The organism is Alkanindiges illinoisensis (assembly GCF_004377485.1).
In the GTDB taxonomy this organism is placed as follows: Bacteria; Pseudomonadota; Gammaproteobacteria; order Pseudomonadales; family Moraxellaceae; genus Alkanindiges; species Alkanindiges illinoisensis_A.
On record NZ_SNTY01000006.1, the window covers coordinates 1 to 26,011 of the forward strand.

The window sequence follows — 26,011 nt, forward strand, 5'->3', positions numbered from 1 at the left end:
GAAAAACGCACCTTGCAACAGCATTAGGGGTGAGTACAATCCAGCAAGGCAAGCGAGTACGTTTCTACAATACCGTTGATCTGGTTAATTTGCTGGAACGGGAGAAACGGGATGGTAAAGCTGGAGCACTGGCAAAGCAGCTATCCCAGGTCGATGCTGTAATTTTAGATGAACTGGGCTATTTGCCATTTCCAGCGTCGGGGCGCGCGTTGCTGTTTGACTTAATTGGTCATTTATACGAAAAGACCTCACTGATCATTACGACTAACCTGTCATTTGGAGAGTGGGTGTCAGTATTTGGCGATGCTAAAATGACCACTGCATTACTCGATAGAATTACCCACCATTGTGACATCCTTGAAACTGGCAATGATTCCTAGCGTTATAAGCAGAGAAAGAAAACCTCAAAATAGCTGGTCAAATTTGCACGCTGTTTAGTGGTCAATTTTCAACGCTGATTGACAGTTTTAATCGGCTGGTGAGTCAGCGCATCATTGGCAACCAACGGTAAGCTGCGTTTGACATACCTCTTCCAGTGCCAGAAAAATATCGGTGGTGACCAGATTCACCTGTTGCAGTTCATGTCCCAGACTTTCCGGCAAATAGGTGATTTCAAAGGAAACCGGCTGCTGGTTAACCCGGCGTATCCGCTTGATCACGGTAACCGTACTACCTACGGGCAATTGCAGTTTTGCTGCCACATCAATGGGTGCAGTCACAAAGTCAAACTGCCGGACATCGTTAATAACTTCATGACCCAGTGTGCTCAGGGCCTCCGCAAAGCCTTGCAAATGGGTCACATTTTGGAAAGCCTTTGGCTTGCTCACAAAAGAGCCCTTGCCATGCACCTTGAAAATAAACCCTTCCTGCTGGAGCTGGGTTAGCGTAATGCGGCTCACCTGAAACAGTTCCCGCAGTTCATTTTCCGAAGGAATCTGGCTGTTGGCCGGATAAGTGCCATTGGTGATTTTTTGCAGCAACTCATCACGAATCTGGTTGTACAGAGGTTTGCTGGCGCTACGGGCAATTGGCTGGTTCATACATGCTTCCTGGCAAGCAGTAACTTGTTATAACAACTTGGCCAGATAGTGCTTTTTTTTAAAAATAATGAGAAATATTTATTTTGGATATTTATAGTGATTTTTTGGGATAGCTATTTTTTGTAAACAAAACACGAGGATTTAATTTTGGTAAAAAATTATTAAAAACAATCAAGTATGGGATTGAGAGTTATGGCGGGAAATTTAAAATCAACCCTAAAGTTAACGCTTTTGTCGTCTTAATTTAGGGTTGATTGAGCCATTCAGGATCAGGCGCGAAAGGCAGCCATAAAGATTGCAGGCATTTTAAGCCAGCTTGGTTTGGCGGTAAATGCAGTCAGTTTTTTGGCAGTAGAGGCGGCAGAGCGCGCCGTAATAAACCAGGCGGGTTTGGGGGAAAGTGCAAATTCACCATGAAACACCGAGCGGGGAAACGGTCTAAACGGCCCCCAGATCACATTGCGTTCGGGGCGTTCCACCAGATGAGAATTATGCACCACGCCAATGCCACTACCCACACGGTCAAGGCTATTGCCTTTAAATGCCCCCCAGGCCAGCGTAGGCAACAGAAAACCAATGGCACTCCAGACATTCACGCCAATGGTGCCATAACGCAGCTCAACCAGTGCCTCATCAAAGGCCTTACCCATACTTTTATGGTCGGCGGGTGCAACAATAATGCTGGCTCCCAAGCTACCATCAAGCTGCGTATTGGCAAACTCGATTGCCGCACGGAAAAAGCTAAGGCCTGTGCCGGGCAGGCTGGTGTGGCCAAGTACTGGGGCAAAATACTCGGTATTGAATAAATCCTGCGCCGTATGTTGATTCACCTCAATCAGCATTCTGCCATTGATGGTTTCGGCTTGTGGGTAAGTTGCAGTAGCAAGGCTAATTTTTTTGTCTGAACCTGGATACCATGCGGTTCTGGCAGGAACTTCATTTAGTACCGCACGTAACTCTGCCAGAAATTCAGCGCGCTGTGGCCAGTCCTGACTTAGAATTAGCGCCTGGCCAGCAATGCAGTTATGCCCCCCGTTATGCAGGCGCTGGGTTGCAACGTGTTCGGCCTGAAATCTCAGGTCTTCCTTCGACCAATTGCCGGGAATGACGATAATTGGGGAAACCCCGCCTAGTTCACTGGTAATTGGCTTGATCAGCTTTGGCGTGCCGGTTTTATCGTGGGTAGACCCCCAGACAATCATGTCATGGGTAACACCACTACCCGTAATATGCACATGCGCAATGTCTGGATGACTGGTTAAATAAGTGCCCACTTCGGCTCCACCATTAACCAGCCTGAGTAACCCAGCCGCAATTAATGGCGCAAATGCCTGTTGATAAATAGTGATGAGCGTACCAAAGGTGGGATTGAGTTTGATGATACTTACGCGGTTATAGGCAACCAGTTCATACAGGGCATCCAGCGGTGCAATCGCACTAATGTTTCCTGCACCAAGCACCAGTCCAACCCCGCCATTTTCACCCGGCCGCTTTGCCCCCAGTCCGGCACTGGCCCGTGCTTCGGCTTCGGAAATACCCGGTTCCATCCATAACTCTGCACGGAAGCCATGAAACAGGTTGTATTCATACAGGTTGCTTGGCAGCATCTGGAATTTTACCCGGTTGCCCGGCGCGCTTCCTGCCTTGATGCCGTTTAGGGGTGACTGGCCGTGAGCCATTTTTTCCAGACTTTCAATTGTGGATGCAAAACCTGCCAGCGTGGCGTATGGACCAGACATCCACTCTTCACCTTCAAGCGGGCCTGCGGGTGTTCCCTTGGCGGCAATGGCAGCAAGCGCCCATGCTTCATCCACTGTTACAATACTGGCATGAGTGGCTTTAAGCAGCTCAATCCGCTGTTGCAGATCAAGGCTTGCCCATTTGGCTGCACCGGATTTTAGTTCCAGAATAGCCTGATCCAGTTCGGGTTCAGTGGCAAAGTGTACCTGGGGAGTTAGTGAGGTCACGATAGAGTCCTTTCTTGTATTCATTGAATAAAATTTGGAGATATTGCAGCAATCAGCAAAATTTTTTACTGCTGATCTATAGCTTAAAATCGTATTGCATCGTTTATGGAGTGTGCACCCATAACACCATCATAACAGCCATGCGGTAGGGGTTGGCCTTGATTATATCTAATCCACGATTCACGCCGAGTCAAGCGGCTATTGGGGCAATCAGGGTTTAGCAATGACAGCAGATTAACTTTTAAAGCGCTTGCGATACTCTGTGGAAGTAAGCCCAATGACTTTGGTAAAAATCTTGTTAAACGATGAGCTGTCCTGATAGCCCACCTGCCAGGAAATGGCCTCAAAACTTAAACTGGTGGTTTCCAGCAACTCTTGTGCCTTTTGAATTCTCAGGTTCTGGCAATATTCAATCACGGTCATGCCGGTGGCTTTTTTAAAGCGCCGTAACAGGGTTCTTTTTTCCAGCGCAATATGCTGAGCCAGCACTTCAAGCGTAATTTTCTGTTGATAATTGCCCTGTAACCAGTGCTGGACTTTAACAATGGTCACATCGCCATGATCAAACTTTGGTGAAAAGGCATGATAATAGGATTGCTCACGTGACGGCGGGTCAACCAGCAGGTATTTTGCAAATTCGCGCATGGTTGCGCCATCGTAGGCTTTTTCAACAATCTTTAGCCCCAGATCCATCCATGATAAAAGCCCTGCCAGCGTGATAATTTCATTGTCATCTACAATTAGCTTTCTGTTATCCAGCGTGACGGTGGGATAGTTTTGCTGAATGGCTTCACTGTGCATCCAGTGCGCTGTCACGGTACGACCGTCCAGAAGCCCGGTTTCCAGCAGGGTAAAAATGCCTGAACAGATGGCACAAAGAATGGCGCCATTGTCATAAAGCCGGTTAAGCCATGCTGAATAAGCCCGCGCATCCTGTCTGGAAATAGGAGGCTCAAAACTGGGCGGAATCACTACTAGATTCACTGCATTATCGTTAGCATCAGGATGGGTATCAAAGACCTTGATGATCTGACCATCCTGTTCTTTCCAGTGACTAATTCTTAAATCGGGGAACTGTCGCGCCACCACAAAGTTACTGGCATATTTTAGCAGGTCAGTGAGTCCCCATACCGAGGGCAAGTGTGCAGCAGGATAAACAACAATACCTATTTCCATGGCTTTGTCCTTATGTCGCGATCCGCCATAAGATTGTCATTAATGACTGTTCATATTTGCTGGCAGTTTTGTCAAGCTTACTCCACTGTAGCGGGTTGAATAAAGTTGCATTTGACTAAAGGGTAATACTGGGCGCCAGGTTGCAAAAAACCTATTCAAATGGGTAATGCTTAACGTTTGGCCAATAGGGCATTGCCCAATATAAGACCCTTCCACGCCTGTTTTTTGATTGCCTCGGCATCTCTCAGGCAAGTTTTTATCAGGCATTTTTTATTAGACAGCTTTTGCCAGACAACTTTTAGCGCACAGGTAAACTGCTGGATTTTTATGCCGGCAAAATCTGTATTGGCAAATGCTACGGTTATTACTGGGCATTTTTTTGACTATTTTCAGGTTTATCTTAAGTTTGGTATGACAGTAAAAAGAACACATGTTTTAAAAACGGCGTTGTCGCTTTTTCATCGTGAAGGCTTTAGCAATGTCGGGGTTGATAGAATCGTTGCAGAGTCAAATACAGCCAAAATGACGTTTTATAAGTATTTTCCTACCAAGATTCGTTTGATTGAGGAATGCCTAAAGCTGGAAAGCCTGACCATCCAGAATTCACTCAATACCCTTCTGGTGAAGAGCAACACCTTAGATCCTTTACAAAAATTACAGGCCATTTATAAGTGGCATTATGAGTTTGTGCAAACTGACAGTTTTAACGGTAGCCTGTTTCATAAGGCAGCCGGCACTTTCTTGCCAGAAGACGGCAGCATTTTTGAGATTATTGACCAGCATAAAAAATGGCAATTTAATTTGATCAAGCAGCAGCTGGTTGAATTTGAGGTCAAGCAGCCTGAGGTGCTGGGTAGTTTATTGGTGAATATGCTTGATGGCATGCTCTCCAATGCGCGTGATGATCATCTGGTGTTTAATGGCACTTGGCCGCTGTTGGAGGCAATACTCATGTGTCATAAAACAGGGCTTTGTAGTTAGCAATCCCTTATTTTAATAGACCTTTTTATTTTTATATTTCCTAAAAAGAATCGAACGATTAAAAGCATAATTTTTTATTGGCTCCTGCTGGTTTTTTAGAGGGGCTTCTTTTCTTAGCCTGTATTTATAGCCGAAAGCTGACTGACCGACTTGAAGCACTGGACCATGAAACCGAGCAGTGGATCAGGCGCACGACGGATTACCTGAGCCACCGTGATCAGTCCATTGCCATTCCCTGAATTTTTCAGGTCAGCAACGCACTGGATAACCGATTAAAATAGGAACAGGAAGTTTTAAAAAATATCATTATATTACATAAAATTTCATTAAGTTAAATTTTATGCAATATAATGATATCCGTTTTTATTATACAGGTTGCCATGACTTACGCAAAAATGAATGCCCGTCATTTAATCATTGATTTAATCATGGGATCAGATGGCGCGCCAATTACCATCCGGCAACTGTTACTGGCAGCCAACCTGTTTGACTTTAGCGAAAACAGCATTCGGGTGGCAGTTACCCGTTTATCCAGTGACGGGATGATTGAGTCATCCGCGCGGGGCAAGTACCAGTTTACCCAGCAGTGGCAGGCATGGGCCACAGACATGCTTAAGCGCAAGCAGGGTATTCAGGCCACCAAGCCATGGAATCACGATTATCTGGCTGTGTTTACTGGCGCACTGGGCCGGGTAGACCGTACCGCATTAAAGCGGCGTGAGCGTGCCTTGCGTCAGCATGGTTTTCGTGAGCTACAAACTGGCCTGTTTATCCGGCCTGATAATCTGGCAGAAAGCTTTGATGAAACTTTTAAGCGCTTAATCTTAAATGGCCTCGAGCCGGACGCCAATATGTTCCGGGTGAGCCACCTGGATACAGCCAGCAGCCAGAAAGTTGCCATCTTATGGGATGGGGAAAGCCTTAATCATACCTATGCCAATATTAGCCAGAAAATTCAGGCCTGGCTGGCACAAGCCCATGAGTGTGATGTAGAGCAGGCTGCGCGTGAGTCACTCTTGCTGGGCCGTGAAGCCATTCCCTTGCTCACTGCAGATCCGTTATTGCCACCGCCATTTATTGACGAAGCTGCTCGCCACCAATTTATTCAGGATGTGCAGCAACTGGATCAGGTAGGACAGAAGCTATGGCAACAATTCTACGACATGGTACAGGTATGACCCCAAATCTGGCTAAATGCACCAATGCGGCATAAAACAGCTTTTTTATTATAAAAGCATTAAAAAACATGATGATTGACCTACAGAAAGGCTTATGACTGAATTATTTATGAGGTAAGCTAGCCAGAGCAATAATAGGGTTTACAGCATGACATCGTGGAATTTCAACAGCTTTGAAAGTGCAGGCCAGGCCATCCTGAAATTTTTGCACCAACGCCTGGGGTTTGACTTGTGGATGATCACCCGTACCGAAGGTGAGGACTGGATTGTCCTGCAAACTGAAGACCATGGCTACGATATTAAACCCGGTCAGGTCTTTCGCTGGGCAGATTCATTTTGTTCACACATGGTAAAAGGCAATGCGCCCTGTATTGCCCCGCGTTCCAATGACATTGAACTTTATGCGGCAGCACCGATTGCCAAGCAGGTTAATATTCAGGCTTATATCGGCCAGCCTCTGGTTAAGAGCGATGGCGAGCTGTTTGGAACCTTATGTGCCATTGATCCCAATCCACAAGCAGATAGTTTAGTCCAGGAAAAAGACCTGATTGAATTCATGGCCGCCTTGCTGAACCATATTTTGCAAATTGAGCTAAAGCAAACTGAACAGACCCGTCAGATTGAGCGCTTGCAAGCCAAGGCCATGACAGATGAACTCACCCAGCTGTATAACCGGGGTGGCTGGGAGCACTTTATTGCACTGGAAGAAGAGCGTAGCCAGCGTTATGGCAATTTGTCGGCAGTCTATGTGATTGATCTGGATGGGCTAAAAGAAGTCAACGATACTCAGGGCCATGCAGCAGGTGACCAGTTGATTCAGCGTGCGGCTGAAGCCTTGCGTCAGGTAGCGCGCAAGAGTGATGTGGTGGCGCGGCTTGGCGGTGATGAATTTTCGATTTTAAGTATAGAAGTGGATCATGCCGGGGCGGAGAGCCTGTTTGAGCGTATTGGTCAGGCCTTGGCAGAGGCGCAGGTGAGTGCATCCATTGGGTTTGCTTTGCGTCATCCTTCCTTTGGCTTGCGGCAGGCCATTTGGCAGGCCGACCAGCAAATGTATTTTTATAAGCGCAGTAAAAAGACTTCTCAGGCCGAGCTTGAGCTGAATCGGCGCTTAGAAACTAAACACTAGCATCAACAAAAAGGCTATGCCCAGCAGAATTACATTGGCGATCATAAAAAACTTGGACCAGTCCTTAATGTCGGTGCAACCGCAAACCTGACATACCTTGGCCTGTCGAGGTAAGGCAGCGCCACAATCCGGACATAAACTCAAGGTAAAAAACATAGGTAGGCAATAGCAGAGGGATTGGAAAAAATATTGTGACTTAAATCACTAAAAAATAAGTTGGTTTTATAATGAAATCCCGTTACGCAATACTACCTGCATTACAGTTGTGATGAGTTCTTTGAAAAGTTTGGTAATGCGAACTACTTGTTTTACACGGCTGCTGCTATATTCAGGCCAAGTTGTTACTGCTCTTTAATTATGCACCGATGGAATGTTAAAGCCCAGGGAGTCTATTAGCCAGTAAGTGCGCAAAATACATATTCTGCTCATCATTACAGGGTTTTGGCTTGTGATTAATTATTTGTTTACAACTTTAGTCGTATTAAATGTGACCAAATTCACAATTGGCGCTAATTTGTTGTATAGAATTTGTCTAAAAGTTGACCACGGTACGAAGCTCATGGAAGCACTTTCCCAAATGATCAAATCGGCCGAATCCGAAACCGGCCTTAATATTTCCGTCATTTGTGACAGAAACAAAGCATTTTATGCGCAAAATCCTAAACAGGTACAACGCTTACCCAAGCAAGAGCGTGCTTATTGGTACTGGTTTTTAAAACACCATAGAGCGGATGCTGCATAATTTTTTTAATTTTATAGTTTTGAATGTTGAAGCTTGATGTACTTTTTACCGCCTACCCAGGCGGTTTTTTATTTTTTAAATTCTGCAAACCGGGTTTTTACTCTTGTTTAGATTTTTTACTCTTGTTTAGATATAGGCACGGTCTGCTATTTCCATTGAACTCTTAACGGATGAAGACTATAAGTGCAGAGTTATTAAAGTGAAGAAATATTAAATTGAGCTTAAATCGTCTGGGTTATATTTAAATTCATTAAATAATAATTGCATTTGCAATATAATATTTCAGCAGTATTTAATTAAATCCTATTATTTTTAATCACTTAAGTAAATTGATAGTTAGTTTAACCTTAAATTAGGTAATATTGGTTAAATAATTTAATCTTTGAATTAAGTGAGAATTAATAATAATTAGGTACTTAGATGGATTAGGTGTATGCTTAACCTCTGATTTGCTTAAGCTATTTATTCGCTCATTAGTATCAAGTACCGATAATAATAGCAAGGAGTCATTACAATGAGTAACTATATTCGCCTGACTTATGCCAGTAGCACCACTTCCAAGCCTGCTACCATCCGGCAGGATCTGTTAGCCATTTTAAATGAAGCACAAATGCATAATTCTAATCATGGCATTTGCGGGGTGCTTTTTTATGGCAATAATTACTTTTTTGAGTGTATCGAGGGCAGAAAGCTCGACATCGACATACTGTATGAAAAATTGCTAAAAGATCCACGGCACAAGGAAGTGGTGCTGTTGTCCTATCAGCCAGTGACTAAAATGCGTTTTATGGGCTGGAACATGAAATATGTGTTGCAGGAACCCGCCATTATTGAGTTTTTTGAAAGCAATAACTGGGAAAAATTTAATCCGTATGCGCTGGATGAGGATTTGATTGAACCATTCTTGAATATTCTGGCTAATCATAATGAAAGTACGCCGGGCGAACGCGAAGAAGTGCTGGGCCGTGAGGCCGTACGTGGTCATGTACTAAATTACAAGTATGCGGTATTTATTATTGGGATTGCGCTTTTGATTTTAGTGGGCATGTATATGTTTACTGGTTTTGGCAGCTCGGTGCCTGTTCAGGGAATTAACATGCGCTAGGCTAGGAATACCTAACAGCTAGGGTGGTTTCAACAAGAACTTACAATGTGCAATAAAATTCATTGTCTTTAATGCGCTTTCTCACTAAATAAACAGGTCTGAATTTGGCTTAATACCTGATAAATAAACAATTGTTTATTGTATTGGCATGTCATTTCTTCTTAAGTATCTAGTTTGCTTGCAGGTCATTGCCGGAAAATTCTTATTTTCCTGATGAAGTTCTTTTTTTAAGATTCAGGCCGGTTCATGGCAAATCCACCTTATCCGTATCTGGAGCCTATTCCAGACTAGACACCCGAAGAGCGCCCCACCTTGCCGGGTTCGCCTTCCATGCCCAAGCATTCGCGGCGTATGCGGCTGGTGTATTTTTTCATTGGTATCTTTATTGCACTGACGGCTGGGCTGAGTAATAGCTTTATTAAGGCCAAAGGCTTATATATGGGCTTGGGCTTTCAGCAACTGGGTGTGCCGCTGGCCTGCATCATCTCACCGTTTCTTACCAGTATTGGGGACTGGACGGTTTTATATACCTTTGAGCTGGGTCTGACATTATGTTGTCTGGCCATGGTGGTCACGGTCAAGCTGCCCCCGGGTATCCGTATCCGGGTGTTTGAAGGGCTGGATTTTGTCACGTTTATACTGGTTGCGCTTGCTGTAGCATTGATTTGTGCGGTGCTGGCACAGGGCACATTGCACTGGTAGTTTGATGCCCCATGGCTAGCGTATGCCCTGATTGCAGGTTTTGTCTTGCTGATGCTGGCATTTTTCTTTGAGCATCACCGCGCCAGTCCACTGATTTATACCCGCTGGCTGGCTTCAGGCTTTGCATTGCGTTTTGCACTGAGCGCATTGGCACTCCGGTTTTTATTGTCTGAGCAAAACTATGCAGCCATTAATGTATTGCGCACGCTGGGCATGGGGCCAGAGCAACTGGTGTCGTATTACACGGTAATTTTTGTGGGCATTATTACAGGCACTGTCGTGGCAGCCATGACTTTTAGGCCTGATGCCTTGCTACTTCAACTGATTGCCGCCGAAGCACTGATTATTGTGGCCTGTGCCATTAATTACCACATTAGCAGCGATGTACGGCCACATAATCTGTTTGTGAGCCAGTTTTGTGCTGTGATGGCAACCGGCATATTCATGGGGCCAATTTTGCTGGTTGGCGTGATGCAGGCACTCAAGCATGGTTCCAACTACATGGTGACTTTTGTGCTGCTGTTCGCGCTAACCCAGAGCTTTGGTGGCCTGCTGGGTTCGGCATTCTTTGGGACTTACCAGCGTTATCGTGAGCATGACTACTCGGCACAGATTGTGGAGCACGTTAACCCAACCAATCCTGAAGTGGCCAGACGATTGCAGCTACAGCAACAGGCTTACGCTTCCACGCTCACCGATCCGGTATTGCGCCAGGCTGAAGGGGTAGCCACGTTTTCACGTATTGCCAGCCGTGAAGCACAGGTGCGGGCGTTTAGTGATGTGATTGTAGTTAATGGGATGATTGCGGTGATTTTTTTCTTTTGGGGTATTTTTAATATCTGGCGCGCCAGACAGCTAGCGCGCCGGGAAGCTGAAGCCGCAGCACCTGCCATGATTGCCACTGCCACGCCAAACCAAGGATGATGCCATGAGCCAGCCCAACACGCCGCCATCCAGTCTGCAACAGCCAAATCATTCTACAAATTTACCTGAAAATAATGCAGCCACTAACCCTTAATATCCGCTGGAAAATATTGAAGTTCCCACTGATGCTGCCAATCCCAACCAGCCATCTTCGGCGCAGCCGCAGTTGAGTGAGGAGCAGGAAGCAGCGCAGCCCGAACAGCAAAAGCCGCCCAAAATCATCAAGCCCAAAAAAACCACAGTGGCCATGATGGTCGCGGTGCTGCTGATTGGCGTGGGTATTATTTTATGGTCGTGGAAACTGTGGCCATTTAATAGTGCATTGCAAACCACCAACAATAGCTATATTCGTGGGCAAACCACTATTTTGTACTCGCAGGTAAATGGCTATGTGACCAGTGTGCGCGTCAAGGATTTTGACGAGATTAAAAAGGGTCGGGTACTGATGACCATTGATGCCACCACTTATGCACAAAACGTGGCACAGCCACAGGCCAATGTCGAGCAGGCCCGTAACAGCCTGTCCAATGTCGAGCAAACCATTGCCCAGCGCCGGGTAGATATCAATGCTGCCCAGGCATGTGTTGCACAGGCACAAAGCCAGTATGAGCTGGCCCAGACCAACTTTGCGCGGATTAACCAGCTGGTGGGTGAAGGAGCTGTATCACTGGCCGAACGTGACCGTGCCCGTGCTGAAGTAAAAAACAATCTGGCTAACCTGAAACAGGCGTAGGCCAATCTGCAAGTAGCGCAGGAAAGCCTGAAATCAACCCAGGTGGGACGTTTCGGCATGGAAGCACAAATCCGGGCAGCACAAGCCCAGCTTGAAAAAACCCTGATTGACCAGCAGCATACCGATATCATTGCACCACGTGATGGACAACTGGGCGAAGTGGATACCCGGCTCGGTCAATATGTGGCAGCAGGCTCGCAATTGCTCTATTTGATCCCAGATCAGTTGTGGCTGGTGGTCAATTATAAGGAAACCCAGATTGAACGCATGCTGGTCGGCCAGCGAGTGAGCTTTAAGCTAGATGCCCTGGGTCATCAAAAGTTTACTGGACGTGTGGACAAGATTGCGCCAGCCACAGGCTCGGAGTTCAGCGTGCTCAAGTCAGACAATGCCTCAGGTAACTTTACCAAAGTGGTGCAACGTATTGCTGTGCGTATTGCCATTGACCCCAATCAGCAACGCCTTGAGCAATTGCGCCCCGGCATGTCGGTCATTACCACAGTAGATACCCGTAATGCTGACTAAAGCGGTTAGTTAAAACTGCAAAAGATAAGAGCCAAACATAACTATGGTTAAAAAATAGCCATTTATCGGATAATGCCCAACAATAGAGAGTTTCCTGCAAAAACCCAACACTGTATTGCATATTCTTTCATTACAAAGTGAATGTAACTGTTATAATCAATCCATGATTTCATAGATGAGAACAGGTTAGAATCATGAAAACAATTGACGAAGCCGGCAAAGTTGCCGTTACCCCTTTTCAAAGAAATATCACGGTAATTTGCCAGCAAAACAAGGAATTGTATTTAAGCAATCCAAAATTGATTCAGCGCTTGCCCAAAGAACAGCGTGCTTACTGGTACTGGTTTTTAAAGCATTATAATGATACGGATTCCAATGCGAATACCATTCATTGATATTGTTACTGCTGATGCAAAGTGCTGATTGAATCGTGGATTTAATGTGTCTTTGAATTATTGAGACTTTAAGCGGCTTGTGGCAAAACTATTCTAATATGCAAAAGTCAATGTTAACTGTTTAAGGGTTAAATGCTGTCGACAAAGCTTTTGCAGTAATAAGCCAGCCAAACCCAGCTGTCCTAATTCCTCACCGCCTTCGGGCGGTTTTTTTAATCCCTGTTAATCTAGGATTTGAGAGCCTACCGCATGATGTGATTTATCCAGGCTATCACCGGGTAGCCTATAAGTAAGCTGAAAGATTTTAAGTTGGATAGTTTAGCGCAAGGCCTGGCAAACAATCTTGCTGGCTGAAGCAATAATGGCATCATTGGGCTTGGCGGTTTTGTCCGGGCAGGTAAAGTAAATGGCTAGAATGATAGGCGCCTGCTGGGTTGGCCACACGATGCCAATATCATTACTGGTGCCATAAGCGCCGGTTCCGGTTTTATCACCCACGATCCAGCTATTAGGAACACCAGCCCGGATACGAGCGTTGCCCGTGGTATTGTTTTTTAGCCAGTACAATAGCAACTCACGCTGGGTGGGTGCCAGTACATTGCCCAGTAGCAGGCGTTGCAGCGTGTCTGTCATGGCTGCGGGAGTAGAAGTATCACGCTCATCCTGGGGCAGGGCAGTATTAAGCGCAGGTTCCCAGCGATCCAGCCGGAAGTTATGATCGCCGATACTACGGGCAAACCGGGTAAGGGCGGCTGGCCCACCCAGAATTTGCAACAACAGGTTGGCGGCTGCGTTATCGCTATAGCTGATACAGGCTGCACAAAGTTCACTTACTGTCATGCCACGATCCACATGCTGCGCTGTAATGGGGGCATAACCGGAGTCTTGAACCTGTTGAAAGGTAAAATCAATATGCTGCTGCAACAGGATGGAGTTATGCATACTTTGCTGCAAAATGGCAGCCACAGCCACCAGTTTAAACGTACTGCACAATGGAAAACGCTCGCTGGCCCGATAATCAATGCGCATCTGGTTGGCAGTATTCATGGCCGATAGCCCAAGCCTGCCCTGTGCCTGTTTTTCCAGTTGGGACAGAAATACATTAACTTGCTGTATAACCGATTGCTGCACTGCTGTTGGTGGCAATGAGGGCTGCTGTGCTTGAGCAGGGTCGTCCATTAATAGGGAGCGTTTGCGGTTAGCGGTAGAAAAACCAGAATGCAGACTTGCACAGCCCGGCAGTAACGGGGCAGACAGCAAAGCCAGAACGACGGAGCGGCGTGACAGGAAAGATTGCATGATGGGAGTTCCGTTTCCAGTGAGTCGTATAACAACCTTGTTAGGAATATTAGCAAATTCAAATGCGGCTAGAAGCAGGAAATGTTTATGGCTTTGCAACCTGGTACTTACATTTAGGCGAAACAAGTAGCAGTTAAACTATTTACCAGAACTTACCTGATACATATTGATATTTACTGAAGCTAGTGAATGCGTTATAACTGAATCCTATGATTTTGTACTGGGGTAAACCATGGCAGATCTCGTCAGGCTTACCTATGCCAGCATGGCCACCGGCAGCTCAGCAGTGGTGCAGGGCGACCTGATTGATATTTTGCATCAGGCCCGTCACTTTAATGCCAAACGCCATATTCATGGCGTGCTGTTTTATGACAACAACTATTTTTTTCAGTGTCTGGAAGGTGAGCGCCAGCAGGTCTTTAAGCTTTATCATAAAATTTCAAAAGACTCACGGCATACCAATATTGTGCAGCTAACCTGTGAGCAAATTGATGCACCAGCCTTTAGTCGCTGGCAAATGAAATATATTCTTGAGGACAACCGAATCCGGCATTTTTTTACCAATCATTACGGCCAAAAATTTAACCCTTACCTGTTAAGTGATGAATCTGGCATTGCCTTAAACCATGAATTTATCCAGTTGCTGCTCACCGGACAAGAAGCGCCGATTGCAGACACGACTGCTCATTTTGCACGTCCGGTGCCGACCAGCGCGCGCTATAGCCCTATTTATTCCTCGGGGTTTTTTACTCTGTTTGTGGTAATTCCCATTATTGTGATTTGCCTGATGATTTATCTATCTTAAGCAGACTGGGCAGCTTCATCCTACATTCCTTAATAAGTCAGGCTCACTGTAGTTATTTTAATAAACCATACATTCTTGCTGGATTTTTTATGCTGGATAGTTAGGGCGTGTCCTCATTTGGCTTTACACCAAATAAATATGCAAGCAATGTAAATCATAGACTGATAATTTCGTGCAAGCTTATCAAATCGGGTTGCAATCGCTCGGAAATGTTTCAATCTTGCAAACACATTTTCAACTAAATGTCTTAATTGATATAGATATTTATCAAACTCCCTATTCGATCTTTTACTATTTGATCTCTTTTTTTGGACACGCAAAACTAGAAGAAGTAACTTACGCTTAAAATTTATCAAAGGTGTAGGTGAATGTGTAGGTAATTAATTAAAAATTAAACAGATTTGATTTATTGGATTTCTTATTTTTGCTTTAACTCATTGATTTTATTGGTCGGAACGGAAGGATTTGAACCTTCGACCCCTTGCACCCCATGTAAGAAATTCACTATTTCATCACGTTTCATATTGTCTATAAAAGTTATTAAGTTATTGTTTCAAATATTAATTTATAAATTGCATGTTTCATGCAGTCCTATACAATGTCATTAAAACCTAGTCAAAGGTGTACGCCAAAGTGTACGCCAGCAATTGGCTATCAACCCCTTGCAATAACTGCAACAGGCGACGCAAAGGCGGCAGGAAATGGGCAATTTAACAGAGTTAAAAATAAAGAAAATTCAGGTTGAGCGAAAAACTGAGCTATCAGATGGCGAAGGCTTAATTCTCGGAGTAACACCAACAGGCATTAAGCGGTTTTATTTCAGATATAAGATTGATGGCAAAACCAGAAAGCTACCACTTGGCTTTTATCCAGAGATGTCTCTTGCTCAAGCTCGTGCTGAAGCAAGCCGCCTGAACGTAGAACGTCGCAACGCTGAAACCACACTTGATCCACTGGCCGAACGTGAACGAATTAAGGCAGAAAAACAACAGCAGGCAGAGCTTGATAAAGTAAACGCTGAAAAAGCCCGATTGATCGCATCACAAAAAATGAATTTTCAGCAGCTTTATGAACGCTGGTTTAAGGTGTATGTTTTCAGTAGTCATAAAGATAATGGCGCGTATGTGGCAAGATTATTTGAAACAGATATTTTGCCTAAACTTGGCCAGTTTGATGCAGATGAAGTTACACGACAGCAAATTAGTAAAGTAACGCTGGATGTAGTGGAGCGCGGTTCAAAGGTCATGGCTGGCCGTGTGCTTGGTTATATCCGTCAAATGTATGGTCATGCCATTGGTACTGGATTGCTTGAACATGATCCTACTAGCCACCTTAAAAAAGAAGCCTTCAGTGGACGTGCCAATATCCGCAAACGCTACTTAAAAGATGCTGAAATAATTTACTTACTGCAAACAGCATTGCCTACCTGCTCATTGATACCGAAGTATAAAACGGCCATTGTCATTCTACTGGCAACGGCTGCGCGTGTGGGCGAACTGATGAAGGCTGAACGCCAGCATATCGACCTGAACGCGAAAACGTGGTTTATCCCTCAAGTAAATTCTAAAAATGGCAATGAACATACTATTCATTTGTCAGATTTTGCGGTAAGTGCATTTCAACAACTTTTTCAATTTGTAGATCATCCAAAATGGATTTTTCCAAACCGTGATGGTTCAAGTCATGTTTGCCCAAAAACTCTAACCAAGCAGATCACCGACAGACAAAACGACAGTCCGCTACAAGGTCGCGCCAAAGATAATAGTTCACTCATGCTAGAAGGCGGTCACTGGACAGCACACGATTTAAGGCGCACCGCTTCAACCATTATGGCCAGTCAGCGCATTAGCAAAGAAGTGATTGAGAAGTGTTTAAACCATACTGAACAAGATCGGATGGTATTGACCTATAACCAGTGGGAACACATGGCAGAACGTGAAAAGGCGTTTAATGCACTAGGCGCACGGCTGGCCTATTTGTCTGACCCCAATGCCATGCAAGGCGAGATTATTCCATTTACTAAGTTAGGATAAAATAAAAATGGCACCTCCACCCAAAGCACCACAACCGCCAGCACTGGTCGAATTACCTTCACGGCAGTTTTATACGCTTAAGGAAGCAGCAACCGAACTAAACCGTTTATATGGTCGAACGGATATTGATGAAAATTATATTTTGCAGTTGGCCAGTATAGGTAAAATTGCGGTTCAGTGGCGTTTCACACCCGAGGATGGAGAGGTTTATCATTTAATTCCACACTGGTATGACTGGCCAGAAAATTTTGATGCTATAGATTTTTATTATTTGCAAAATCATTGCGTTGGTATTTTCGAAAACATGCCGTTTCTTGATCTAGGTACTTATAGAATAAATGAGCTTATTTTTGAAGATAGCTTAAATATCGATAGATTATTTATTGAAAATTGCTTTGACGCTAAAAACCAGTATTTTTTGCAAAGTCCCGAGATCGTAAGAGGTTTCGACTTTAAATTGGTGTGCATTGGATCTGATGTAAAAGACAAATTTATTGATATGGGATTGCTTAATTTATCGACAAAATTATTTCACTCATACGATAGCCCTGAATTTCTTTCTGATAGAGCAAGAGAAGAAGATGAAAGAATAATTTTTTGTTTTAAAGATGAAGCTTTTCAACATGAGCTTATAAAAGAACATTTAGTAGAAATTGATGTTTATAAGAAAGATTTATATGTGCTTGGTTATGATATTGACTTAATTAAGCAGGGGAAATTTAGAAACAGAGAGGATTTAAGTGTTATGGCAGCTAAGCAACAAGAAACTTTAATGGCTCGACGAGATAGCACACCGCAGAAACAAGAACGGCCAAGTGACCAACGCAGGCAAGTTTTAGCTGCTTTACGACACATGGCACAATGCAACACTGGTCAACCTTACAAAGATGCTGAGGTATTGTTAGCTTATGCAGCAACTAAAGGTTTAGATATGCCAGCCAATGTAAAAACGATTGCTAAGCATATTTATCCAGATCAAAACATTATTGATTCAGACTAAGACCATTCCAAATTGAAATTGAACTTTTCCAATTTGGAACACAACTAAAAACTAATCCTTCACTATGCCCTTATCGCGGTTCATACCGTACAACCCAAGGGCATAGATCATCATGCAACACAATACACTCCCTTCTGGCGCAAACATCCGTTTTATGCGCTTGCCTGAAGTTTTGGCACGTTATCCAGTCAGCCGTTCAAGCTGGTGGCGTGGTATCAAAGCAGGCCAATACCCAAAACCCTATAAATTATCTGCCAATGTCACCGCATGGTTAGAAAGCGATATTGAATCGTTTTTGCAGTCGCTCGCCAATCAACAAGGGGCAGGCCATGAATAAAGTTTTATTGCCTATTACCAAGCTGCTTTGTATCTGGTGGCTGGCCTTTATCCTTAGCGAATTAGTGAGTAAATAGCATGACGCAAACAAAGAAACGGCTGCAACAAGGGCAGCCGAATCAATGGCGGATTTGTGGTGACAGCCACTTAACGCCAGCTCTAAATCATCTTCTCGGACAATCAGAACAGGGGAACTTTACCATGCTTAATGCAAAGGTGACTAATCATTGTTTAAGTAGCGATGCACAAAAAAAGCGGGTAATTGACTATCTTCAGCAAAATCAAACAACAGGCTTAAATCGCTATGAAGCCGACGAGTTATTGAACGTATGTCACTTGGCAGCGCGGATCAAAGCCCTACGCGATGAAGGGCATCAAATTGTCCGTGTTGATGAAACTGCCCTTGATTTAAGCAATAGACCACATAAAGGCATAGGTCGTTATTTCTGGCAAGGGTACAGCGTACCGCAAAATAGCGTTAAGACTGAAGTAGTCGCTTTATAGGCTGGCCAGCAGGGTAATGGTGCATTGCTGGCCGTTACCCTCATCGTATGGGGCATTGACCTATGAGCAAAGCAAATAGCAAATATACCAAAAGGCGCGTAAGCGGTATTTTTTACCCATTGCCTGCTAACCTGGTGAATAGCGCGAGTTTTCAAACCCTGTCACCAATGGGATTAAAAGTGTTTATGCTGATTTTATCCCAAGTGCGTTTCAAAGGTGGTGGCACAGTCAATAATGGTGATTTGAGCGCAACCTTTACCCAAGCGCAAGCATGGGGCATCAACTCTAAAGCAACGCTAAGAAAAGCCATTGATGAGCTTTTAGCGCGTGGCTTGATTGAACAAACGCGACAAGTCTTGTTTAGCGCAACCGATAAAAATAGACCCAATCTATATGCCATTACCTTATGGGCGGTTGATAGCTGCAACGGCAAAGTGACAGCTACCAAAGCACCTTCAGCCAATTGGCTACACTGGCAGCCAGAAGCAGCCGTTTAAAATTAAACTTGTGGTTCATTTTTTTTTATTCATGCGTTCATTATCTGGACGCATTGTTTATTTAATAATCAAAATTAAAGTGATTGCGTTCAATATCTGAACTCAATCGGGCAGTTTTGAATAAGCATTGCGTTCATTATCTGTACACCTTCTTAGAATCTACCATAGGTATAGGTTTCATTCTGGTTAGCACAACTTTGTATTTTTACCCTCACTAGATGCTAAGTAGTACATAACCTTAGATCATTGTTTAGGGTTTGGTGATGGGTTTAAAAGTTAAGTTTTACTAGGTTTTACCGATAGCCGAAAAATCATCAGAAGTAGAAATTCTGAATTATTTGAGTCCATAAAAAGGAAAACGTTTTAGAGACAACTCTCAGTTTTCCGAGTCTATAAAAAGCATTTTCCTACGCCTTATACGCGCGCGTACTGTTCCGAAAACTCTAAAACTGTCTTTCATGGGATTAAACTCAAAATAACCGATTATGGTGAGACAGTGAAAAAACCCTTTTCACAAGTTAACCCCATGAAGCAGGCACTTAAGACAGGTCAAGTACCTGCTTTTAGGTTGACAATTGTTGACAGCTTTTAACTTTGGTTCGCTGGTGCAGTTAAGTATGAAACCAAATGACTGCAACGGTTTAATGTTGTTTTATGCTATGGAGTAACTTTTAACTTCATCAATTAGGAAATTTTTTTATACATGCGATGGGTAGCGGTCTAGGAAAACTGTTTATTGCAACTTTCAATCTACCCCCCCACCTTTTTTATGGACTCCGAAAAACCATAACAATTGATAACAGGTACAATAAGACCATTATCATGCGTGAGTGCCAGCAATGCGCCATATAAGTCACCAACAGCAGCAGTTTATCAATGAGTACCTAACCACAGGCAACGGCAAACAGGCGGCCATAGCAGCAGGCTACAGCGCAAATACAGCACAGGTACAAGCCAGCAGACTATTAAAGCAGCCAGCTATCAAACACGCTGTAGAAGCACAGCAGCAGGCGGCCAGTATAGAAACTCAAACCACCATGCAAGATTTACTGGCAGAACTTGAAGCGGCCAGAGTTGAAGCCTTAGCACAAGGTCAGTGTGGTGCGGCCATAAGTGCAACAATGGGCAAAGCAAAATTGCTAGGACTGGATAAGCCGAAAGATCAAACAGGTCAGCCTAAAGATGAGGTAACTAAAATTATTATTGAATTTATGGATGATGACCAACGGATTGAAAAGGATTGCCTAGTAATTTAAAACGACTTCCTTTTTATGGACTCGGAAAAATAGAAGCAAAACCTAAAATAAACTTTTATCAAAGGTGTACGCCAAAGTGTACGCCAATGCTTAAAAAATGAACTTTTTTAATTTCTGATGAGGCTTATTTTTGCTTTAACTCATTGATTTTATTGGTCGGAACGGAAGGATTTGAACCTTCGACCCCTTGCACCCCATGCAAGTGCGCTACCAGGCTGCGCTACGCCCCGAACAGTCAGCTAGTGTAGCGATTTTTATGATTTTGTCCAGCCTATAGTCGTATTGCTGCATTAAATTTGAACAAATGGCAAAAGTTTGAAATACAAGATTTAATCTGCCACAAAACAGTGGGCTGCTGTATCAATACGTTCCTGCATATAAGTTAATGCGCGTTCGACATCAGCAATCGTTTTAGCATTATTGCCGCTTAAGGCTTGGCGCCATTTACGTGCACCGGGAATGTTCTGAAATAAACCCAGAATGTGGCGGGTCAGCATGCTTAATGAAGCACCCTGTTGAAGCCGCTGTTCCATATAAGGTAAAAATTGCTGCATGATGGCAAAACGGTCAGGTGGTGTTTGTTGCGATAGTTGCATGCACTGCGCCAGCAGATAAGGATCATGGTAAGCCGACCTGCCAATCATCACACCATCAACCTGCGCCAAATGTGCAGTTGTGGCTTCCAGCGTTTGTATCCCGCCGTTGATTTCAATGGTTAAATCTGGACGTTCCTGTTTGAGCCGATAGACGTCATCATAACGCAAAGGGGGAATTTCCCGGTTTTCCTTCGGCGATAAACCATTAAGCAGGGCAATGCGGGCGTGCACAATAAAGTGGGTGCAGCCGGTTTGCGCCACCGTATCGACAAAATGCAGCATTTCTTCATAAGACTGCCTGTCATCAATGCCAATGCGGTGCTTGACGGTCACAGGAATCTCAATAGCCTGTTGCATCGCGGCAATACAATCCGCCACCAGTTCTGGCTCAGCCATCAGGCAGGCACCAATTTTATTGTTTTGTACCCGGTCACTGGGACAGCCTACATTGAGGTTCACTTCTGCATAACCCCAGTCTTCGGCAATTTTACTACACGTGGCTAGGTCCTGAGGGTTAGAACCGCCCAGCTGTAGAACCAGGGGTTGTTCCGCGGCATTAAAATCCAAATGACGTGCCTTGTCGCCATATAAAATAGCGCCGGTAGTTACCATTTCACTATACAGCCAGACATGCGGATTAAACAGCCGCGCAAAATAGCGGTAGTCACGTGTGGTCCAATCCATCATGGGTGCAACAGAAATACGCTGATGTGGCTGAATAAGACTTGTGGAAATTGGTGCAGTAGAGGCAGTCATTGGCGCAAAAGGACAATTGAATAACGCATTATTTTACAGGATTCTGTCCTAAAAAGCTGTAACTGGCAGCATGCCGCTTCTGTGCTAGGTCAGGTTTTCCATAGAAGGTGCAGTGGGTGCAGGTACGGGTTTTTTAGGCATCAGTGTAATCATCAAAACGCCAGTGATATTTAAAGCACAGCCAATCCACTGGATCAGGTTTAAATGTTCACCTAAAAATGCCACAGCCAGCAGCAGGGTTAAAATTGGCCCCCCTGCACTAATCAGTGCTGCTTGTGCTGACCCAATCCGGGCAATCCCTTGCATTAATAATGTGGCAGGCAACACGGTTGAAAAGAACCCTAAAGCCATGCCATACCAGATCACGCCGTTAGGCAGTTGCAGCAGGTGCTGCGCAGGCTGTGGTGTCACCAATAAATAATGACCAATTGCTGCAATACAGGCCACACTCATGGCAAGTCCGGTAAAACGCCAACTGCCAAAGCGATTAATTAAAGTCGGTGTCATCACCAGATAGCTGGCATAGGCAATGGCTCCGGCAAATACCAGTGAACTGCCCAGTAAAATATTGTTGGCATGCAGCGCTTGCCAGCCTTCACCAAAAACCACCACCAGCGTGCCACCATAACTCAGCAAAATAGCCAGCCAGGTGTGCCCGGTAATTTTTTGCCGATAGAGAGCAGCACTGGCCAGCACCGTTAGCGTTGGATATAGAAATAAAATAATCCGTTCCAGTGAGGCGCTCACATACATCAGCCCCATAAAATCCAGAATACTGGCCAGGTAGTAGCCAATAAAACCAGCAAACAGCAGCAAGCTCCAGTCGCGCCATGTGGTTGATTTTATAGGTGCTTTGGATAGCAGGGCAATTGCCAGAAAAAATGGCAGCGCGCTCATCATGCGCAAGGCAAGCACGGTGACTGCGTCGGCATCAGGTGATAACTGATAGGTGTATTTAATTAAAATGGCTTTAATGGCAAATAGTACCGCCGATAAAAGCACGCAAATAGAACCAAACAGGGCAGTTGAACCGGAAGCAGTGAAGTTAAGGCGGGACATGTTAAATGCAGCACGGCAGGACAGGGCAATAGTGTGTTTTTGAAATAAGCAGTTGTCAATTAGCCAAATTGAGCAACTTGACATGTAAAAATGTCAAAATTGAAGAAAAATAGAATTTATTGGTATTCAGCTAAGAAATAGTAGGTACAAATTTTAATTATTTAGAGTACAATCGCAAACCTTTTACGGGAAATTTACTGGGGGAAGCTTCTTACAAAGGAGCTTTTGCAGACAAAAAACCAGCTTGAGGACCTCTCATGCAGATCGGAATTCCAGCCGAAACGGTTGCAGGCGAAACACGCGTTGCTGCAACACCTGAAACGGTTAAAAAATTGACCGCGAGCGGGCACACCGTTGTGATTGAACGCGGTGCTGGCGTTAGAGCCGCTTATATTGACAGTGCTTATGAACAAGTGGGTGCAACCCTGACGGATAATGCCTATACCGGCAGTAAAATTATCCTTAAGGTACGCGCGCCTTCTGGCGATGAAATTAAGCAGCTCGAAGCCAATAGTATTATTGTTGCGACTTTCGATCCGTACCGTAATCCAGAGCTGGATACGTTTGCGGCCCAGCAAGTTTCTGCTTTTGCACTTGAATTACTGCCACGTACCCTATCACGCGCCCAGAATATGGACGTGCTGTCTTCGCAAGCCAACCTTGCAGGCTACAAATCGGTACTGCTGGCGGCTAACGAATATCAGCGTATGTTCCCGATGCTGATGACCGCTGCCGGTACCGTAAAACCTGCCCGTGTTGTGATTATGGGTGTTGGTGTTGCCGGCTTGCAGGCCATTGCAACAGCCAAGCGTCTGGGCGCTATTGTAGAAGCAACAGACCTGCGTCCAACCGCCAAAGAGCAGGTTGAGTCGTTGGGTGGCAAGTGGCTGGATGTGCCAATGTCTGATGAAGAAAAAGCCCGCGCTGCCGAAGCTGCCAAGAGCGGTTACGGCTGGCAGCCCGGTGAGCAGTACATCAAGGATCAGGCTGCCATTGTGGACAAAGCGGTTTCCAATGCAGATATCGTGATTACCACAGCACTGATTCCTGGCCGCAATGCCCCACGCCTGATTAATGCGACAACTGTTGCCAAGATGAAACCTGGTTCAGTGATTCTGGACATGGCGGTTGAAACTGGCGGTAACGTGGAAGGCTCACAGGTTGGTGAAACTGTTGTAACCGCCAATGGTGTCAAGATTCTGGGCATTCCAAACATTCCTGCCACGCTTGCCACTGAAGCGTCTGCATTGTATGCGCGCAACGTATTGAATTTCATTGAAACTTTATTTAATAAAGAAAAAAATCTGGTTTTAAGCCAGGACGATGAAATTCAAAAAGCCCTGTTGGTAACCCATGGCGGCCAAGTGCTGCTCAAACGTGGTTAAGGAGCACAATCATGGTTGAAACGATAACGATTTTTGTACTGGCCATTTTTGTGGGCTATTACGTGGTGTGGGGTGTTACACCAGCATTGCATACACCCTTAATGGCGGTAACCAATGCGCTGTCCTCCATTATTATTGTTGGTGCCATGCTGCAAACTGTTGGCTTACCGGCAATTGGCGTAGATGGAAACGTGGCGTTCCAGAGCATTAACGTGGTTAGTGTGCTGGGTGCTGTGGCAGTATTCCTGGCCAGCATTAACATTTTTGGTGGTTTTGCAGTAACAGCACGTATGCTGGAAATGTTCAAGCCTAAAGCCAAAAAAGCGGCCAAAGAGTAAGGGGCAGGATTGATGGAATTTATACGTGAATATGCCAACTGGTTTTATTTAATCGGTGCGGTCCTTTTTATTCTGACATTGCGTGGCCTGTCTGGTCCCAAGACTGCGATTGCGGGTAACCGTTATGGCATGGTTGCCATGGCAATTGCTGTAATCACCACATTCTTTGTTGCTGACCATCCGGTTGTACCCATGATTCTGGGTGCGATGGTACTGGGTGCCGTGGTGGGTATTGCCCGCGCGCGTACTGTACCAATGACCCAGATGCCAGAAACAGTAGCACTGATGCACTCACTGGTTGGTCTGGCAGCAGTCCTGATTGCCATTGCCGCAATTTTGCACAACAATCAGCTGATTGATCTGTTTGCCAATAATGAAGCAGCATTAACCACTGCTGGTGTAGAACATGCACACATGAGCAAGGTTCATTTGTTTGAACTGTTCGTGGGCTGTTTCGTGGGCGCAATTACCTTTACCGCGTCTGTATTTGCCTATGGCAAGCTGGCGGCTAAAAAGTGGGCCAAAACTATTAAAGGTGGCTGGGTTAAACCAGTTCAGGCGATTATCTTTATTGCCATGCTGGCTAGCGGCTTTGTATTCTTTAGCACTGGCAATATGCAGGCCTTCTGGGCCATGACTATTCTGGCACTGGCCTTTGGCTGGGTGTGGATTGCACCAGTGGGCGGCGGCGACATGCCAGTCGTGGTATCTCTGCTGAACTCATTTTCTGGCTGGGCAGCGGCTGGTATTGGTTTTACCCTAGAGAACAACATGCTGATCGTGGCTGGTTCTCTGGTGGGTTCATCCGGTGCCATCCTGTCCTACATCATGTGTAAAGCCATGAACCGCTCTATCATCAACGTATTGTTTGGTGGTATTGCAACTGCTGGTGCAGCAGGTGGCGCAGAGGCTGGAGAAGTTAAGCAGCGTAACTACCGTTCCGGTTCTGCGGATGATGCAGGCTTCCTGATGTCAAACGCAGACAGCGTGGTCATTGTACCGGGTTATGGTATGGCGCAAGGCCGTGCACAAAACGCGGTTAAAGAACTGGCTAACCTGCTCAAAGAGCAGGGCGTGACTGTACGCTTTGCAATCCATCCGGTTGCTGGTCGCATGCCGGGTCACATGAACGTATTGCTGGCTGAAGCCGACGTTGCCTATGAAGACATTCTGGAAATGGATGAAATCAACTCTGATTTCCCGGCCACTGATGTGGTGCTGGTGATTGGTGCAAACGACGTAGTAAACCCTGCGGCAAAAGATGATCCAAGCTCACCAATTTATGGCATGCCCATTCTGGAAGCCCACAAGGCACGCACCATTATGGTGATCAAGCGCTCTATGGCTACTGGTTATGCGGGTCTCGACAATGACCTGTTCTACAATGACAAGACCATGATGATCTTTGGTGATGCCAAGAAAGTTGTGGAAGACATGACCAAAGCAATTAATGGTGGCGGTCACTAATTCCGGTTAGTTATCCTAGAAATCGTTGATTCAAGAAAAGCTGTCCAATCGGGCAGCTTTTTTTATGGCGAGTTTTTGATTGC

Annotated in this window: 23 protein-coding genes, 2 tRNA genes and 3 pseudogenes; 19 read left to right on the top strand and 9 right to left on the bottom strand. The window is 45.1% G+C overall.

The window, feature by feature from the left end; genetic code table 11:
* Positions 1 to 380, top strand: a 380-nt coding sequence (locus E2B99_RS00905; RefSeq protein WP_166738956.1) for an ATP-binding protein, incomplete at its 5' end; no start/stop codon positions are given.
* A gap of 111 nt (positions 381 to 491) precedes the next feature.
* Here E2B99_RS00905 and E2B99_RS00910 read toward each other — a convergent pair.
* The 3 genes from E2B99_RS00910 to E2B99_RS00920 all read right to left on the bottom strand — a co-directional run bounded on the left by E2B99_RS00910 (position 492) and on the right by E2B99_RS00920 (position 4,183).
* Complete coding sequence (locus tag E2B99_RS00910; RefSeq protein WP_134243136.1) at positions 492 to 1,040, bottom strand: GntR family transcriptional regulator; 549 nt, start codon at positions 1,038 to 1,040, stop codon at positions 492 to 494.
* A 269-nt stretch (positions 1,041 to 1,309) separates the two neighbouring features.
* Positions 1,310 to 3,007, bottom strand: a complete 1,698-nt coding sequence (locus E2B99_RS00915) for an aldehyde dehydrogenase family protein (RefSeq protein ID WP_240687679.1) — start codon at positions 3,005 to 3,007, stop codon at positions 1,310 to 1,312.
* Between the two features lie 234 nt (positions 3,008 to 3,241).
* Positions 3,242 to 4,183 carry a GlxA family transcriptional regulator gene (locus tag E2B99_RS00920; protein ID WP_134243138.1) on the bottom strand — a complete coding sequence of 314 codons (942 nt, stop codon included), beginning with the start codon at positions 4,181 to 4,183 and terminating at the stop codon, positions 3,242 to 3,244.
* Between the two features lie 327 nt (positions 4,184 to 4,510).
* On the opposite strand from E2B99_RS00920, the gene E2B99_RS00925 reads away from it, so the two are divergent.
* The 8 genes and pseudogenes from E2B99_RS00925 to E2B99_RS00960 all read left to right on the top strand — a co-directional run bounded on the left by E2B99_RS00925 (position 4,511) and on the right by E2B99_RS00960 (position 12,597).
* Entirely contained in the window at positions 4,511 to 5,164 is a 654-nt protein-coding gene (locus tag E2B99_RS00925) for a TetR/AcrR family transcriptional regulator (protein WP_134243139.1), read from the top strand.
* A 380-nt stretch (positions 5,165 to 5,544) separates the two neighbouring features.
* On the top strand, positions 5,545 to 6,342 hold the full coding sequence (locus tag E2B99_RS00930; protein ID WP_134243140.1) for a PaaX family transcriptional regulator C-terminal domain-containing protein: 798 nt from the start codon (positions 5,545 to 5,547) through the stop codon (positions 6,340 to 6,342).
* A gap of 148 nt (positions 6,343 to 6,490) precedes the next feature.
* A complete protein-coding gene (locus tag E2B99_RS00935) occupies positions 6,491 to 7,471 on the top strand; it encodes a GGDEF domain-containing protein (RefSeq protein WP_134243141.1) in 981 nt (326 codons plus the stop codon).
* 559 nt (positions 7,472 to 8,030) lie between these two features.
* Positions 8,031 to 8,213: a hypothetical protein gene (locus tag E2B99_RS00940; RefSeq protein ID WP_134243142.1), complete on the top strand. Its 183-nt coding sequence runs from the start codon at positions 8,031 to 8,033 to the stop codon at positions 8,211 to 8,213.
* Between the two features lie 514 nt (positions 8,214 to 8,727).
* On the top strand, positions 8,728 to 9,318 hold the full coding sequence (locus tag E2B99_RS00945; protein WP_134243143.1) for a BLUF domain-containing protein: 591 nt from the start codon (positions 8,728 to 8,730) through the stop codon (positions 9,316 to 9,318).
* 246 nt (positions 9,319 to 9,564) lie between these two features.
* A pseudogene (locus E2B99_RS00950) lies at positions 9,565 to 10,944 on the top strand (MFS transporter).
* A 100-nt stretch (positions 10,945 to 11,044) separates the two neighbouring features.
* Positions 11,045 to 12,202: pseudogene (locus tag E2B99_RS15055) on the top strand (HlyD family secretion protein).
* A 194-nt stretch (positions 12,203 to 12,396) separates the two neighbouring features.
* Positions 12,397 to 12,597, top strand: coding sequence for a hypothetical protein (locus tag E2B99_RS00960; RefSeq protein WP_134243144.1), 201 nt, complete (start codon positions 12,397 to 12,399; stop codon positions 12,595 to 12,597).
* A 318-nt stretch (positions 12,598 to 12,915) separates the two neighbouring features.
* Here E2B99_RS00960 and bla read toward each other — a convergent pair whose 3' ends face one another.
* Positions 12,916 to 13,896 carry a class A beta-lactamase gene (gene bla / locus E2B99_RS00965; protein WP_134243145.1) on the bottom strand — a complete coding sequence of 327 codons (981 nt, stop codon included), beginning with the start codon at positions 13,894 to 13,896 and terminating at the stop codon, positions 12,916 to 12,918.
* 232 nt (positions 13,897 to 14,128) lie between these two features.
* Between bla and E2B99_RS00970 the strand changes: the two genes are divergently transcribed.
* Entirely contained in the window at positions 14,129 to 14,701 is a 573-nt protein-coding gene (locus E2B99_RS00970) for a BLUF domain-containing protein (RefSeq protein WP_134243146.1), read from the top strand.
* 113 nt (positions 14,702 to 14,814) lie between these two features.
* Here the strand turns inward: E2B99_RS00970 and E2B99_RS00975 are convergent.
* Positions 14,815 to 15,006 (bottom strand): annotated as a pseudogene (locus tag E2B99_RS00975) (transposase); the annotation flags it as partial.
* Between the two features lie 142 nt (positions 15,007 to 15,148).
* Positions 15,149 to 15,223 (bottom strand) — tRNA-Leu (locus E2B99_RS00980).
* Positions 15,224 to 15,402: 179 nt separating this feature from the next.
* On the opposite strand from E2B99_RS00980, the gene E2B99_RS00985 reads away from it, so the two are divergent.
* The 6 genes from E2B99_RS00985 (at position 15,403) to E2B99_RS01010 (ending at position 20,327) form a co-directional block, all read left to right on the top strand.
* Positions 15,403 to 16,734: a tyrosine-type recombinase/integrase gene (locus E2B99_RS00985; protein ID WP_134243147.1), complete on the top strand. Its 1,332-nt coding sequence runs from the start codon at positions 15,403 to 15,405 to the stop codon at positions 16,732 to 16,734.
* A gap of 7 nt (positions 16,735 to 16,741) precedes the next feature.
* On the top strand, positions 16,742 to 17,734 hold the full coding sequence (locus E2B99_RS00990; RefSeq protein WP_134243148.1) for a hypothetical protein: 993 nt from the start codon (positions 16,742 to 16,744) through the stop codon (positions 17,732 to 17,734).
* Positions 17,735 to 17,846: 112 nt separating this feature from the next.
* Entirely contained in the window at positions 17,847 to 18,071 is a 225-nt protein-coding gene (locus E2B99_RS00995; protein WP_134243149.1) for a helix-turn-helix transcriptional regulator, read from the top strand.
* A gap of 77 nt (positions 18,072 to 18,148) precedes the next feature.
* Complete coding sequence (locus E2B99_RS01000) at positions 18,149 to 18,574, top strand: helix-turn-helix domain-containing protein (RefSeq protein ID WP_134243150.1); 426 nt, start codon at positions 18,149 to 18,151, stop codon at positions 18,572 to 18,574.
* Positions 18,575 to 18,636: 62 nt separating this feature from the next.
* Complete coding sequence (locus tag E2B99_RS01005; RefSeq protein ID WP_134243151.1) at positions 18,637 to 19,071, top strand: replication initiation protein; 435 nt, start codon at positions 18,637 to 18,639, stop codon at positions 19,069 to 19,071.
* Positions 19,072 to 19,910: 839 nt separating this feature from the next.
* Complete coding sequence (locus E2B99_RS01010; RefSeq protein ID WP_134243152.1) at positions 19,911 to 20,327, top strand: terminase small subunit; 417 nt, start codon at positions 19,911 to 19,913, stop codon at positions 20,325 to 20,327.
* A gap of 153 nt (positions 20,328 to 20,480) precedes the next feature.
* Here the strand turns inward: E2B99_RS01010 and E2B99_RS01015 are convergent.
* The 3 genes from E2B99_RS01015 to E2B99_RS01025 form a co-directional block, all read right to left on the bottom strand.
* Positions 20,481 to 20,557, bottom strand: a tRNA-Pro gene (locus E2B99_RS01015).
* A 99-nt stretch (positions 20,558 to 20,656) separates the two neighbouring features.
* Positions 20,657 to 21,679 carry a tRNA dihydrouridine(20/20a) synthase DusA gene (gene dusA, locus E2B99_RS01020; protein WP_134243153.1) on the bottom strand — a complete coding sequence of 341 codons (1,023 nt, stop codon included), beginning with the start codon at positions 21,677 to 21,679 and terminating at the stop codon, positions 20,657 to 20,659.
* Positions 21,680 to 21,763: 84 nt separating this feature from the next.
* Positions 21,764 to 22,738 (bottom strand): DMT family transporter, encoded by a 975-nt coding sequence (locus E2B99_RS01025; protein ID WP_134243154.1) that lies wholly within the window; start codon positions 22,736 to 22,738, stop codon positions 21,764 to 21,766.
* A 257-nt stretch (positions 22,739 to 22,995) separates the two neighbouring features.
* Here E2B99_RS01025 and E2B99_RS01030 point away from each other — a divergent pair, with 257 nt between their 5' ends.
* Genes E2B99_RS01030 through E2B99_RS01040 form a run of 3 tightly spaced genes read left to right on the top strand, consistent with a single transcriptional unit; the run spans position 22,996 to position 25,928 of the window.
* Positions 22,996 to 24,123, top strand: a complete 1,128-nt coding sequence (locus E2B99_RS01030) for a Re/Si-specific NAD(P)(+) transhydrogenase subunit alpha (protein WP_134243155.1) — start codon at positions 22,996 to 22,998, stop codon at positions 24,121 to 24,123.
* Positions 24,124 to 24,134: 11 nt separating this feature from the next.
* A complete protein-coding gene (locus E2B99_RS01035; RefSeq protein ID WP_134243156.1) occupies positions 24,135 to 24,461 on the top strand; it encodes a proton-translocating transhydrogenase family protein in 327 nt (108 codons plus the stop codon).
* Positions 24,462 to 24,473: 12 nt separating this feature from the next.
* Positions 24,474 to 25,928 (top strand): NAD(P)(+) transhydrogenase (Re/Si-specific) subunit beta, encoded by a 1,455-nt coding sequence (locus tag E2B99_RS01040; protein ID WP_134243157.1) that lies wholly within the window; start codon positions 24,474 to 24,476, stop codon positions 25,926 to 25,928.
* The last annotated feature ends 83 nt before the right edge of the window (positions 25,929 to 26,011 follow it).

Excerpts from the sequence above, each read along its gene's own strand:
- E2B99_RS00910 (WP_134243136.1), bottom strand. The coding sequence starts at position 1,040 with ATGAACCAGCCAATTGCCCGTAGCGCCAGCAAACCTCTGTACAACCAG.
- E2B99_RS00920 (WP_134243138.1), bottom strand. The coding sequence starts at position 4,183 with ATGGAAATAGGTATTGTTGTTTATCCTGCTGCACACTTGCCCTCGGTA.
- E2B99_RS00925 (WP_134243139.1), top strand. The coding sequence starts at position 4,511 with ATGCCGGCAAAATCTGTATTGGCAAATGCTACGGTTATTACTGGGCAT.
- E2B99_RS00930 (WP_134243140.1), top strand. The coding sequence starts at position 5,545 with ATGACTTACGCAAAAATGAATGCCCGTCATTTAATCATTGATTTAATC.
- E2B99_RS00935 (WP_134243141.1), top strand. The coding sequence starts at position 6,491 with ATGACATCGTGGAATTTCAACAGCTTTGAAAGTGCAGGCCAGGCCATC.
- E2B99_RS00940 (WP_134243142.1), top strand. The coding sequence starts at position 8,031 with ATGGAAGCACTTTCCCAAATGATCAAATCGGCCGAATCCGAAACCGGC.
- E2B99_RS00945 (WP_134243143.1), top strand. The coding sequence starts at position 8,728 with ATGAGTAACTATATTCGCCTGACTTATGCCAGTAGCACCACTTCCAAG.
- E2B99_RS00960 (WP_134243144.1), top strand. The coding sequence starts at position 12,397 with ATGAAAACAATTGACGAAGCCGGCAAAGTTGCCGTTACCCCTTTTCAA.
- bla (WP_134243145.1), bottom strand. The coding sequence starts at position 13,896 with ATGCAATCTTTCCTGTCACGCCGCTCCGTCGTTCTGGCTTTGCTGTCT.
- E2B99_RS00970 (WP_134243146.1), top strand. The coding sequence starts at position 14,129 with ATGGCAGATCTCGTCAGGCTTACCTATGCCAGCATGGCCACCGGCAGC.
- E2B99_RS00985 (WP_134243147.1), top strand. The coding sequence starts at position 15,403 with ATGGGCAATTTAACAGAGTTAAAAATAAAGAAAATTCAGGTTGAGCGA.
- E2B99_RS00990 (WP_134243148.1), top strand. The coding sequence starts at position 16,742 with ATGGCACCTCCACCCAAAGCACCACAACCGCCAGCACTGGTCGAATTA.
- E2B99_RS00995 (WP_134243149.1), top strand. The coding sequence starts at position 17,847 with ATGCAACACAATACACTCCCTTCTGGCGCAAACATCCGTTTTATGCGC.
- E2B99_RS01000 (WP_134243150.1), top strand. The coding sequence starts at position 18,149 with ATGACGCAAACAAAGAAACGGCTGCAACAAGGGCAGCCGAATCAATGG.
- E2B99_RS01005 (WP_134243151.1), top strand. The coding sequence starts at position 18,637 with ATGAGCAAAGCAAATAGCAAATATACCAAAAGGCGCGTAAGCGGTATT.
- E2B99_RS01010 (WP_134243152.1), top strand. The coding sequence starts at position 19,911 with ATGCGCCATATAAGTCACCAACAGCAGCAGTTTATCAATGAGTACCTA.
- dusA (WP_134243153.1), bottom strand. The coding sequence starts at position 21,679 with ATGACTGCCTCTACTGCACCAATTTCCACAAGTCTTATTCAGCCACAT.
- E2B99_RS01025 (WP_134243154.1), bottom strand. The coding sequence starts at position 22,738 with ATGTCCCGCCTTAACTTCACTGCTTCCGGTTCAACTGCCCTGTTTGGT.
- E2B99_RS01030 (WP_134243155.1), top strand. The coding sequence starts at position 22,996 with ATGCAGATCGGAATTCCAGCCGAAACGGTTGCAGGCGAAACACGCGTT.
- E2B99_RS01035 (WP_134243156.1), top strand. The coding sequence starts at position 24,135 with ATGGTTGAAACGATAACGATTTTTGTACTGGCCATTTTTGTGGGCTAT.
- E2B99_RS01040 (WP_134243157.1), top strand. The coding sequence starts at position 24,474 with ATGGAATTTATACGTGAATATGCCAACTGGTTTTATTTAATCGGTGCG.